Consider the following 12,377-nt stretch of genomic DNA (forward strand, 5'->3'; position numbering starts at 1 on the left):
TTGAAAAGGAACTTAACTTTATACTACCTTTTTACCTAATTTTTGTTTTATAAACCCTAAAACGAATCCACGTATTTGAGGATCAATTACAATTCCAATCATACCGTATAGTATACCAGTAAGAGTTAAAGCAATTAGTGGCGGTAAGTTGATTAATGCAATTCGGTATATACCGTAACTAATAATAAAGGCCAAGGAATTAAATATAATTCCTTTAACTAATAATTGCATGCCTTTACGAATAAAGAGGGTAAATCCGATTAATAGTGTAATTTCGGTAAGGATAGCTGCGACAGCTGCCCCCATCATTCCATATTTACTACCTAATACAATATAACCTATGATGGCAACAACTAATCCAATAGTCATTGTTGTTGCACGTTTCCATTGCTGGCCAATCGTTGTTAAATTATCGGCTAGTGGATAGTTAATTGATTGTAAAATAACCATAAACGCTAGAATAGCAAGAGCGTCACCGGCGGGAGCGTATTCTTCTCCTAATAAACTAACAATCCAGAAACTTGGATCAGCAATAAAGGGGATAGAAATTCCCATTCCTAAAAAAGACATAAGTTTTAATTCAAAACTTGATAATTTTCTATGTTCTTCAATATTTTTCTCATTACCAAAAGCAAACAGCCTTGGATAAAAGGCAGCTGCAATTACCCCAGGTATTTGATATAGTACAGCAGGTATTTTAGATGCAGCACCAAAGAATCCAACTTGATTATACGTTGAAACCTTTTCTAATATAATAGGGCCCAATTGTGGTAAGAGCATAATGATGATTCCATTGATTGTGAAAATAAGTAGTTGATCTAAAATGCCTTTATCCCAACCCTTATGGACTTTCGTGTAACGTATTGTCATTATAAAGGCGATAACACCTGTTACAAGACTAGATACCCCATACATGGCAGCAACCATCATAAGTGACCATTGGAAAGACATCCCTAGTAATAGGGCAGCAGCAGCTGTTACACCTTGTAGTACAGAAATAATAGCTGTAAATTGCATGCGTTCTGTTACTTGGAAGTAAGCCATTCCAACACCTTGTAAAGTTGCTCCAAACATTGTTGGCAGAACAACCCAATATACCATCGCACGTAAGTAAGCATCGGGATAGAAGAACTGGGCAAAAATAGCGAAAAGTACAGAAATTACGATAGCTAATATTAAACGAATACGTAAATAACTACTTATTAGCACGCTAATATTAGCATCGCTTCTCGTTCCTTCACGCATAAACGTATGTGTCAAACCTGCATCTGTAAAGTAACAAATAACAGCTGAAACTGCTAACGCAGTTGTAAACATACCGTAATCACTTGGAGAAACATATCTTGCAAAGAAAATTGTTGCAATAGCCAGTACAAAACGGACGGTAATGTTTCCTACAAAGAGGTAGGATGCGTTTTTTAGAATTTTATTTGTTTTCATGGGAAAAGACCTTTCTATTCTTTAGGACCTGGTTAGCTTGTCCTATTTGTAAATTTGATTTGTTCACAGAAAGAGAGAGTATCGTTATATTTTCAGTTTAAGAAAACAGAAATTTAATTCGTACAAACCAAAGCATTGCATATAGTTTTTTACTACGTTTTCCATTCTTTGAATAGATTTTACGGCAATATTTCTTTATATCTTTTTTGATTAATTGAACTTGTGATTTATCTAATTGAGAGTTTCCCTTAATATATATACAAGCGTTATTGATGACTGTATAAGGGAATAAATAAGTCTCAAGAATCTCAATAAGTGACTGAGGGTCTTTTGTAATGAAATCTTGAGATTTATTATGTACCCAATCTTTCATACGATTGAATACTTCCAACTCTTTTGTCGTTTTTAATTCATAATCTTTATACTTAGAAGAAAGATTTCCTTCTGATAAGATTCTATAATATGTTAAATATTCATCGATATAGCATACATTTGTCACACTCATTAGTTTAAATAAAAACTCTAAATCTTCGCCCCAACTACATCCTGGTGTAAAACGAATGTTATGATCCATTACGATGGATCGTTCGAAAATCCAAGTACTTGTTTGAGCAACAACTTGATGTGTTAGGAATGCTTTTGCCATATCACCTTTAATAAAGTTTGTTGTATGTTCAACCTTCTCGCCTGTTTCTTCGTAAAAATTCATATAACCACAATAGCACGCGTTCATTTCATTTTTATGCATACTTTCGACTTGCTTCTCAATTTTGGTTGGATGCCATAAGTCATCACTATCAAGGAAAGCGACATATTCTCCGCTAGCATTTTCGATACCTGTATTACGGGCTACCGAAACACCTTGGTTTTTTTGATGAATGTATTTTACTTGCCCTGGATATTTTTCAGCAAGGTTTTTCACAATAGAAGGTGATTGATCTTTACTTCCATCATCTACAATTACAATTTCGATATTTTTATATGTTTGATCTAGTATTGACTGCATCGTTTCTTCAATATATTTTTCTGTGTTATACAGAGGTATGACAACAGAAACAAGTTGCTTTTGTTCCATCATAGAATTTTTATCTCCTCAAGTTTTTTATGTCTTGCATCATATATACAAGCCTTTTGAAAGGAAGAAGATTACAAGAACATCTGTATAAGTTTAACGCATATAAACTTTGTAAATCAACTTTCTATTAAAAAGGTAGCGGGAAATGAGATTCTTATGGTTAATTCTCGTATTTTAAACAGCTTTAACATGTCTATTGCTTATAAATTCTTATTCATACCATTTTAACTTATTAGTAAGTAGGATATATTTATCGTAAGGGTTGTGAAGGCAAACAAATTATTATTGAGAATAAAAAAACCTCTTAATTTTTGAAATAAATTAAGAGGTTTTTTATATTAGCTTTGAAATATTAGGTTAGTCTTTGTCTGGCTCAGTTGCATTTAATTTTTGCTTTAGTAACGCATAATCTTGCGTTAATGTTACAAGTTGATGATGTTGTTTAGAAATTTTTCTTGTTAGGTCAAAAATTAAAATGAAACAGAATAATAGTCCAAATAAGAATAAAATGGAAGGAGGATATTCTACTTTTAATAGTTTTCCAATCCAGTTTATAATTTTATCGGTAGAACTTAAAATAGCCATTGCAATACAAACAAAAATCCATAAAACAGCATATTTCGTTTCTAAAGTTCCACGGCGAATGGAATTAATAATTAATAATAATAATAATAAAATAAAGATGAATGAAAAGGTAATTATAGGCATTTATTATCAACCTTTCACGATTTTTTGCATCAATATAGCAAGGCTTACTTTAATCATGTAATATGCAGATTTAAAAGGTGTGATGGAAGATTGTCCACCTTGTCGCTCTTGCATATTTACAGATATTTCATTAATGCGAAGTTTTTTCTTTTTTAAATGAATAAGAACTTCTGGTTCTGGATAGTCTTTTGGATAGTTGTGTGCAAAAATTTTAATTACTTCTCGATTGATAGCACGATATCCAGAAGTTGGATCCATAAATGTTTGTTTTGTTAGTACTTTCAATAGGGCAGTAAAATAAAAAATACCGATTCTTCTGGAAATACTACCTTTATATGCTGTTTTTTCTGTAAAACGTGACCCTAGCACCATATCGCATTCATCTTCAGCGATTGGCTTTATAATTTTATATAAATCATCTGGATTATGTTGTCCATCAGCATCGAACTGAATCGCAATATCATATCCGTTCTCATATGCGTATTTATATCCAGTTTGTACAGCTGAGCCAATACCTAGGTTATATGGTAAATTCACAAGGTGAACAGGAAAATCTTGTACGATTTGAGCTGTTTTATCGTGTGATCCATCATTAATAACACAAATGCTTAATCCTGTGAAATGCTGTTTTAGTTTTAATAATCTTGTTAATGTATCTGCAATTGCTTCTTCCTCGTTATACGCTGGAATAATAATTAACGTTTTTGGTATTGAAATTGGTACTTCAATAGTCATTACCGCACCATCCCTTATATACTTAATCATATTATGGTTATTTTTAAACGAACTTTATTTAATATACCATTAATAGTATAACAAAATAAAGGAAAAGCTGGTGCATGATTTAGGAGAACAGATTGACAATAAAATGGTAAGAGGTGATATTTTGTATAAAAAAATACATGCAAGGAAGAAAAAATCTGTGCATGTATATGGAAGAGTATCGTATTAAATATTCCAAGGTTTATTTAAAGTTAAAACCTCAGCCATTTCTTTGCTTTTTAAACGCCCTTTTTTTCTATTTTCCGCGCGTTCTGAACCGGTTGTGTGTAACCAATGTTCTTCCTCAGTTTCAGGAAGTACTTGTGGTACGGACGAAGGTTTTCCATCTTTTATTGCCACGAATGTAATGAAGCAAGTAGCGGCAATTCTACGCTCGCCTGCTAATAAATTTTCTGCGATTACTTTTACGAAAACTTCCATTGAAGATTTCCCTGTATAACATACGAATGCTTCATAACAAACAGAATCAGCTTGGTGAATTGGAGTTAAAAAATCAACTGAATCAATAGATGCTGTTACGCAATGTTTACGACTATGTCTTGCAGCCGCAATTGAAGCAATACTATCAATTTCTGCTAATAATTTCCCTCCAAAAAGTGTTTGGTGATTATTTAAATCGTTAGGAAAAACACGTGTTGTCTTAATTGCTTTAGATTCTCGCATGAATTTCTTTTCCATATATTCAGCCCCTATAGTCTGTTTTCAATCAGAATAATATGTGTAAGCTTAGTACTCATATTAGATATTTAATGAAGTAAAGTGTATTCCAAAAGAGGATTATTTAAACTTCTGTATTTGTATTCATGTAACTGAAAGAAAATTTATTTTATCTAAAATGTAGTGTAAAAGAGGATTCGCTTACATTGCAAGTAAAAAGTAATGACTATATATTTGTCATAGAAATTCCCTATCAGCCGTGTACCCATTCATGATAGAATCGTTTTGTTATGAATGGAAATAGAGGTGCAATGGACATATGAATCATATACAAACAAATTTTTCATCTTTCTTCAATAAAATTACAATCGGTGCGATGCTCGCATTTTTCGTTTATAGTTGTTGGGCAGCATTTGAGACAAGTAAGCAATTTTTTGGAGGAAGTACAACAAGTGTAACAATCATATTGGCAATTTTCGTCATACTCATTTTGTTAGTGGCATCAATTCTACAATATCGTTTTACAGATAAACAATTTCTTATTTTTCTTATAAGTATATCTATAGTTGTGAGGCTTAGTATGCTGTTATTTGTAGATGCTCCAATAATTGGTGATATGAAAGTGATGTATGAGTCTGCAAAGCAGATTGCAATTGGTAATAAGATAGGGACTGTAACTCATTTACCTTTTATTATATATGAGTCGGTAATTATTCGTATATTTGGTGATTCATTATTCGCTTTACAACTATTTAATGTGCTATTTTGCACAGGAACAGCATTATTTATTTATCGTATTGCGGGAATGGTTTTTGGAGAAGAATGCGGTCGTATTGCTTCTATCTTTTATGCTCTGTATATTCCAAATATATTCATGAGTTCCGTATTAACTCCTGAGTCACTTGCAATATTTTTATTTTATTTTGCTTGTTACATACTTTTATATAAAGGATTAGATCATCCTTATATGTGGGTGTTTTCAGCGATTTTACTTGCATTTAGTAATATGATTTTCCCAATGGGATTATTTCTTCCTATTTTTATCACGGTATATGTATTATTAATCGAAGTATTTCAATCAGCAACGAAACAAAAGGTGTTACTAAAAATGATAGGGATACTTATTCTATTTTATAGTGCCCATTTTGGTGTGAATTATGGAATTAAGACAATGGGAATGTCACAATATACGATTGCGAATGAGACGTATGTTCAATCTGTATTAATTGGAAAAACGCAACATGAGGAAAAAATATCGAAAAATCAAAGTGTAACAGGGCATATTGATCAAAAGTTAAAAGAGATTGAGGGAGAAAGATTTAAACTTTTAGAACCGATGATAAATCAGTTTTCAGATGAAGGGATAAATTCTATTCTTTTCAAATGTGAAAAACTGATATATATAGCCGTAACATTGTTTATGACTATAGCTCTATTACACTTCCTTATTAAGAAACAACAAAATGAGGGATATATGTTGTTCTTATTTTTAATTAGTGGCTACGTATTGTTAAAGCTCTTCCGATTAGATATGGCATATTACAATGTAATTATGCCAGCATTGTTTATTTTGCAGAGCTTTGGTGTTTATATGAGTTATGTGTATTGTCAAAAAATATTTTTCAGAAAATAAAAAGAATCCATTCTGGATTCTTTTTTTGATGGAAGATGAAATTTAGTAGTCAGTGCAGATGGAAAGTATGCCTGACTACTAAATTTCATCTTATCGATTTAATTCTAGTTGCAAATTATCGGCTGTTAGAGCCATTTGTGAGGAATCATCTTGAATTCCTTTCATTACTTGTGAAATAGCTTGTAGTTCGTGTTCAATTTTCTTATTCTGTTCTTTGGAGTTAGACATATCTTTTACGATTTCTTGGAAGTATCGATCAGTTGCCGACATACTATCCGTTCCTTCCGATACGAGAGAGCTAATTTGTTTCACGGAAGACGATACACGGGTAATTTGTTCATTTGTTTTTTCGACGAGCTTTGTAACGTTAAATATAGATTCTTTCGTTTGCTCTGATAATTTTCGGATTTCACCAGCAACAACAGAAAACCCCTTCCCAAATTCTCCAGCACGTGCAGATTCGATAGCTGCATTTAGTGCGAGTAAATTGGTTTGCTCCGCAATCGATTTAACAATATCTATGATTTCATTAATTTTGTTAGAAATATTGAGAAGTTCATGAGTATCTGTAATAATCGTCTCCATATTCATTTGAATAGATCCCATTCGTTTGTTTTGCTGGTTTAATTGTTCTTTCCCTTTATTCGCTTTTTCTTCAGATGTTGTAGCTAATGATGTACCTGTTTTAGCAATCTCTACAATAGTTTCAGATTTGGCGGTTAGTTTTTGAATAGAAGAGCTTGTTTTTTCAGATACAGCAGCTAGTTCTGTTGCGATATGCGTAATTGTCATAGCAGTTAGTTCTTTTTCTTTCTCATGCTCTTTTTGCATTCTTTCATATTCAGATTCATAAGCTGCAAGAACAAGTTCTTGTTCAAGAGTGAATAATTTATTTATAACATTTATAGAATAGGAAAAATCATCGATTGTTGTTATTTTTGTTTGCAAAATCTTCATGATAGAGCGGAACAATTCTTGATAAGCAGCAGTATACCATTTTCGATGTAAACCAATTTGTACATGCCTTTTGGCAATCCTAACACGCTGTTCAATAAAATCTTCATGCATATTGCCGCTGAATAATTCTTTAATATGTGTTTTTAAAGTTTGTTTTAGTTTTGGAATAGAGCTGTAACGTTCAATAATAGTAATTAAATTAGGTTGTTTTGTAATGTTGGCATAGAATTTTTCAGTAATCCAATCAATTTCTGCATAAATAAAAGGCTGTAGTACTTTTACAACTTGTAAATCTTCTTTTGAAATATGTAGCATATCCATTTGAATTTTCAATTCAGAATTAGTAGGTACATTAAAAGTTATTTGTTGGTCCTTACTTAATTCGATTATACTGGCGTTTGTTTTATTAATATTTTTTTTGAAAACCCCAAGCATCATTCTTCCCCCTGTATATAAAACGTTTTCAATTTTAAAACTAATATAGAGTAATTATATATGCTTATATATAATTACTCTATATTAGTTTGTTGAATAGTATATAAATTAAGAGAATTCTATCTAGAATTCTCTTAATGGCCTTTATTAATTTTAGCATGTGTTTTAAAGAAAACAGGGAAATGCACATTATATATTACAGTGACGACACGAATAACAAATGTTACTAATAAACAAACATAGAAAGCTAATACGTGCGCCCCCATAGCGTGTGTGATTAGGAAGCTAATTGCTCCTAAGATAGAAGCGATTGCGTAAATTTCTTTTCGGAATACGTAAGGGATATCTTGAGCACAAATGTCACGCAAAATACCGCCTCCAATACCTGTAATGACTCCCATTGAAACAACTAGAAATGAGGCGTCAACATGATGTGACATTGCCGCATTTGCACCAATAGCTGTAAAAACGCCTAAGCCAACAGCATCAGAAAGCATAATAACGACTTGAAGTTTATTGATGCGCTCAAAAAACATACAAGTAAATAATGCTGATAATACACTTACGAAAAAGTAAATGGGTTTTACAAATGCGACAGGGGGCAGGTTACCAATCATAATATCACGAATAATACCGCCGCCGAGCGCAGTAGCTACAGCTAAACAAAGGACACCAAATAAATCTAAATCTTTTTTTAAACCAACTAATGTACCAGAAATGGCAGCGGCGATAATGCCAAGAAACGTAAATATATCGATTAATAACATGGCCTTAATCCCTTCCTCTTAAAGATGTTCCAGAGAAAAAATATACACTAAAGTATTGGAAATAACAATTACTTTTCGTTACATGTAGAAAAACGGATAAAATACATAAAGAAAGCGTTTGAAAATGTTTAGGAGAAAACGAAGCAAGGTTAATCTTTAGTTGTAGGATAGCCGAGTGGGTGTTTGTGTGTAATTATTAAATTTATATTTTTATAAATAAATTAATAAATGTTACTATAATGCCGATAATAAGTGGAAGAGTGTTAGATAGTTTTTATAGAGATAGGGAAAGATAGCTAAAGGATAATGTTTTCTAGTACTACTTACGCTAGATTTGGTTAGTTTCGGCATAAAAATAAGTTCTCAATTTAAATATGAGTTATGTTATAATTGCTAGGTGTGTTTTGAAGATAAAAATTATGATTAAAAGATAATGTTAAGATTTTGTATGGAGGTCTTGGAATGTTAGCAAATCAAGCTAGGGTTAGATTTGAGCGTTTTTTGCTCTTTTTTATTATTTTACAGCCTGTTTTAGATTTATTAACGTCTCTTAGCATCACTTTATTAAAGTCAAATGCTACCGTTGGAATTTTAGTAAGATTCCTTATTATGGCTGTTGGTGGTATTTACATTTTAATTCAGGCAAAAGAGAAGGAAAATAGAAAGTTTTTAATTTATCTTATATTATTAGCCGGAGTTTTAGGGATAGGATTTATTAATAACAAACTAGTCAAAAATCCTATTGTACTTAGTGAAGAGGTTAAATTCGTTGCGAAAGCATTATATATATATATCATGCTGGGATCATACATTTTAGCTTTAAAATCATTGAAAAAGAAGGTTAATATTAGTGATAAGGTTCGAAATAGTATTGTATATTCTACATTAATCATTAACGCAATTATGGTTATTTCTATTTCAACATCTACTGACTTTGGTAGTTATGAATGGATGAAGGTTGGTTCTCGAGGTTGGTTCTATGCAGGGAATGAACTAGGTTCAATCTTAGCTATTATTTTCCCTATTGTGGTACTATATTCTATTCAAAAAACAAAGAGCTGGAAACACATTTTATATTGGATTCCATCACTTTTAATGATTTATTCGCTAATTCAAGTTGGTACAAAAGTAGGAATGGGCTCAATTGGTGCTACGTTAGCGGCAGCAATCGGGATCATTGTACTACAATTATTATTTGATAGAAAAAATCCGAAAAAAAAATCCCTTGCGCTTAATGCAGTAATTGCTATTGTCTTATTAGCTGGTGTAGTTGGAACGTTTAAACAAACGCCATTAGCACAAAATATGGGTATTCACAATAATTATTTATCAGAGCAAAATGTAGCACAGCAAGGTCAAAAAGAAAAAGAAATTAAAGAGAAGCTGAAAAAAGAACAAGAACTTAAAGCAAAAGAAGAAAAGCATCATAAAGGTGAAAAGCCAGAAGAAAAGGCGAAGATAGAAGAGGAAGTTAAGAAAGAGCTTGAGAAAGAGCAAAAGAAAGAAAATCAAGAAAATCTTATTTTCAGTGGACGTCAAGTATATGAAGAAAGACATAAGCAGTTCTTTAAAGAAGCGCCAACGTCACAAAAGTTATTAGGAATGGGTTATGCAGGTAACTTTAAATACAATGAACAAAAGCAGCCAGATCCAAAACTAATTGAAATGGACTTCCATGATTGGTTTTATGATTTCGGGATTATTGGCTTTGTATTACTAATGATTCCATTTATTTATTACGGGCTAAGAATTCTACTAGCATTTGCTACGAGATTTAAGGACATATTTAATATAAAATATGGAATGATTTCAGCAAGCTTATTGTTAGCGTTAGGTATTGCTTATATTGCAGGACATATTTTAACAGCACCAGGAGTTGGGATTTACTTTGTAGTGGTATTAGCTTATCTAATAGTAGACCTAGAAATTGAATGATAAAAATAAAAGCTAACTTTTGTTAGCTTTTATTTTTTAGTACAGTAAAATAAAAATAGATGGAAACGTAGCGAGGATTTAAAGGAGGAAAAAATATGAGAATATTGCATATGAATGCAGGAGCAGAAGATGGGGGAGGGAAAACACATATTATTTCACTTCTCGATCAGTTTCCAACTGGTGAAGTAGAATTAGCAGTATTTGAAGATGGAATTGTTGCGAAGGAAGCAAGGGAGTTAGGGATAAAAGTCCATGTGTTTTCACAAAAATCGCGCTATGATTTATCCATTTTAAAGAATATAAGTGAATTTATTAATAAAGAAAAATTTGATGTAGTTCATACACATGGCCCTAGGGCTAATTTCTATGTTTCTTTAATGAAAAAGAGAATAAAGGCAAAATGGGTAACGACTATTCATAGTGATCCATTTCAAGACTTTACTAAACAGGGCTTAAAAGGTTGGATTTTTACGAAATTAAATTTGAAAGCCTTAAAAAATATAGACTTATTTTTCGTTGTAACAAATAGATTGAAAAAAAGCCTGGCAGCATTAGGTATTTCAAATGAAAAGATGCATGTTATTTATAATGGAATTGAATACGATAAGGAAAAAGCAAAAGGCTATAATAAAAAAGAAATGTTCAATATTGATGAAGATGTATTTACGGCAATCCAAGTAGCACGATTACATCCTGTCAAAGGACATGAAGTTTTATTCGATGCGTTACAACAAACAAAATTAGAGAAAATTAAAGTATTATTAGTTGGCGATGGCCCATTAGAAGAAAATCTAAAGTCATTAGCTACTGAAAAGGGGATTAACGATAAAGTAGAGTTTTTAGGACATCGTCAAGATGTAAAACAATTATTTGCGTCGTCACATGTAAATTTATTAACTTCCCATAGTGAAGGGTTCCCACTAGTTTTATTAGAAGCGGCAAATCAACGCGTACCATCAATTGTGACTAGGGCTGGAGAAATTGAACCATTAATCGTAGATGAAACTTACGGATGGATTGTGGCAACAGGTGATGGAAAGGCATTAGCATTAGCTTTAGAAGAAGCGTATGATAAGTGGAAAACTGGAGAGTTAGCAGCAATGGGTAAACATATTTATGAGCATGCTACTATGAACTTCTCACTTCAAAAACTATATGAAGATACAAAGGAAACATATAAGCAATTAATAGCGAAAAACTTGTAATGATAGAGAGGATAGTTAACAATGGCAGTACAAACAGTTGATATTCTAGGCGTTCCTTTTTCTACAATGACAATGGATGAAACGGTCCAATATTTAAAAGAACAACTAGAAGCGAAGCGAACTCATACGTTTCAGGTAGTAACAGCAAACCCTGAAATTGTTATGTGCGCAAAAAAGGATGAAAAGTTCTATCAAACATTATTGAATACAGATTTAATTACACCTGATGGTATTGGGGTTGTAAAGGCAAGCGGGATGCTTGGTACACCTTTAAAAGAACGTGTAGCAGGTTTTGATTTAATGTGTAATTTACTTGCGAAGTTATCAGAAGATAGTAAGCCGGTATCTGTTTTCTTATTAGGTGCAAAGCCGCATGTTGTACAAGCTGCAGCAGATCATTTAACAAAGACATATTCAGCTGTATCCATCGCTGGTATACAAGATGGTTATTTTAAACAAGAAGACGAAGAGAATATTATTTCTCGCATTCAAGAAGCAAAACCAGATTTATTACTTGTTGCACTTGGTTTCCCGAGACAAGAGAACTTTATCCAAAACAATAAGCATCGTTTAGAAACGAAAATGGCTGTTGGAGTGGGTGGAAGTTTAGACGTATGGGCTGGAGAGGTAAAACGTGCACCAAAATGGATTCAAGCGATTCATTTAGAGTGGTTTTATAGATTATGCAGTAATCCAACACGCTGGCGTCGTCAGTTAGTATTAGCGGAATTTTTAAAAGAAGTAATGCGTTCGAAAAAGTAGCGAAATATCGCTGCTTTTTT

At 32.3% G+C, this 12,377-nt stretch carries 11 protein-coding genes and 1 pseudogene; 4 read left to right on the forward strand and 8 right to left on the reverse strand.

The features are described 5' to 3' along the window. Positions 1 to 18 precede the first annotated feature (18 nt). The 5 genes from ACTFRY_RS23450 to ACTFRY_RS23470 all read right to left on the reverse strand — a co-directional run bounded on the left by ACTFRY_RS23450 (position 19) and on the right by ACTFRY_RS23470 (position 4,684). Positions 19 to 1,440, reverse strand: coding sequence for an oligosaccharide flippase family protein (locus ACTFRY_RS23450; protein ID WP_000856133.1), 1,422 nt, complete (start codon positions 1,438 to 1,440; stop codon positions 19 to 21). Between the two features lie 97 nt (positions 1,441 to 1,537). Next, positions 1,538 to 2,518, reverse strand: a complete 981-nt coding sequence (locus ACTFRY_RS23455) for a glycosyltransferase family 2 protein (RefSeq protein WP_098617011.1) — start codon at positions 2,516 to 2,518, stop codon at positions 1,538 to 1,540. A gap of 354 nt (positions 2,519 to 2,872) precedes the next feature. Then, positions 2,873 to 3,223, reverse strand: a complete 351-nt coding sequence (locus ACTFRY_RS23460) for a DUF2304 domain-containing protein (RefSeq protein ID WP_001121774.1) — start codon at positions 3,221 to 3,223, stop codon at positions 2,873 to 2,875. Positions 3,224 to 3,229: 6 nt separating this feature from the next. Then, complete coding sequence (locus ACTFRY_RS23465) at positions 3,230 to 3,958, reverse strand: glycosyltransferase family 2 protein (RefSeq protein ID WP_000151539.1); 729 nt, start codon at positions 3,956 to 3,958, stop codon at positions 3,230 to 3,232. A 213-nt stretch (positions 3,959 to 4,171) separates the two neighbouring features. After that, the gene (locus ACTFRY_RS23470; protein ID WP_000412121.1) at positions 4,172 to 4,684 is read right to left on the reverse strand and encodes an acyl-CoA thioesterase; all 513 of its coding nucleotides are present in this window, start codon (positions 4,682 to 4,684) and stop codon (positions 4,172 to 4,174) included. Between the two features lie 298 nt (positions 4,685 to 4,982). Here ACTFRY_RS23470 and ACTFRY_RS23475 point away from each other — a divergent pair, with 298 nt between their 5' ends. After that, complete coding sequence (locus ACTFRY_RS23475; RefSeq protein WP_098617010.1) at positions 4,983 to 6,296, forward strand: ArnT family glycosyltransferase; 1,314 nt, start codon at positions 4,983 to 4,985, stop codon at positions 6,294 to 6,296. 90 nt (positions 6,297 to 6,386) lie between these two features. Here the strand turns inward: ACTFRY_RS23475 and ACTFRY_RS23480 are convergent, their stop codons facing one another. The 3 genes and pseudogenes from ACTFRY_RS23480 to ACTFRY_RS23490 all read right to left on the reverse strand — a co-directional run bounded on the left by ACTFRY_RS23480 (position 6,387) and on the right by ACTFRY_RS23490 (position 8,455). Beyond that, positions 6,387 to 7,127 carry a methyl-accepting chemotaxis protein gene (locus tag ACTFRY_RS23480; RefSeq protein WP_370512974.1) on the reverse strand — a complete coding sequence of 247 codons (741 nt, stop codon included), beginning with the start codon at positions 7,125 to 7,127 and terminating at the stop codon, positions 6,387 to 6,389. A 15-nt stretch (positions 7,128 to 7,142) separates the two neighbouring features. Next, positions 7,143 to 7,691 (reverse strand): annotated as a pseudogene (locus tag ACTFRY_RS23485) (protoglobin family protein); the annotation flags it as partial. Positions 7,692 to 7,822: 131 nt separating this feature from the next. Continuing rightward, entirely contained in the window at positions 7,823 to 8,455 is a 633-nt protein-coding gene (locus ACTFRY_RS23490; RefSeq protein WP_000924371.1) for a trimeric intracellular cation channel family protein, read from the reverse strand. Positions 8,456 to 8,917: 462 nt separating this feature from the next. Between ACTFRY_RS23490 and ACTFRY_RS23495 the strand changes: the two genes are divergently transcribed. The 3 genes from ACTFRY_RS23495 to ACTFRY_RS23505 all read left to right on the forward strand — a co-directional run bounded on the left by ACTFRY_RS23495 (position 8,918) and on the right by ACTFRY_RS23505 (position 12,357). Next, positions 8,918 to 10,390, forward strand: coding sequence for an O-antigen ligase family protein (locus ACTFRY_RS23495; protein WP_098616167.1), 1,473 nt, complete (start codon positions 8,918 to 8,920; stop codon positions 10,388 to 10,390). Positions 10,391 to 10,485: 95 nt separating this feature from the next. Then, positions 10,486 to 11,595: a glycosyltransferase family 4 protein gene (locus ACTFRY_RS23500; protein ID WP_001221228.1), complete on the forward strand. Its 1,110-nt coding sequence runs from the start codon at positions 10,486 to 10,488 to the stop codon at positions 11,593 to 11,595. A gap of 21 nt (positions 11,596 to 11,616) precedes the next feature. Then, positions 11,617 to 12,357: a WecB/TagA/CpsF family glycosyltransferase gene (locus ACTFRY_RS23505; protein ID WP_086408449.1), complete on the forward strand. Its 741-nt coding sequence runs from the start codon at positions 11,617 to 11,619 to the stop codon at positions 12,355 to 12,357. Positions 12,358 to 12,377: the final 20 nt, after the last annotated feature.

It is taken from the genome of Bacillus cereus group sp. MYBK195-1, from assembly GCF_051916605.1.
GTDB lineage: Bacteria > Bacillota > Bacilli > Bacillales > Bacillaceae_G > Bacillus_A > Bacillus_A cereus.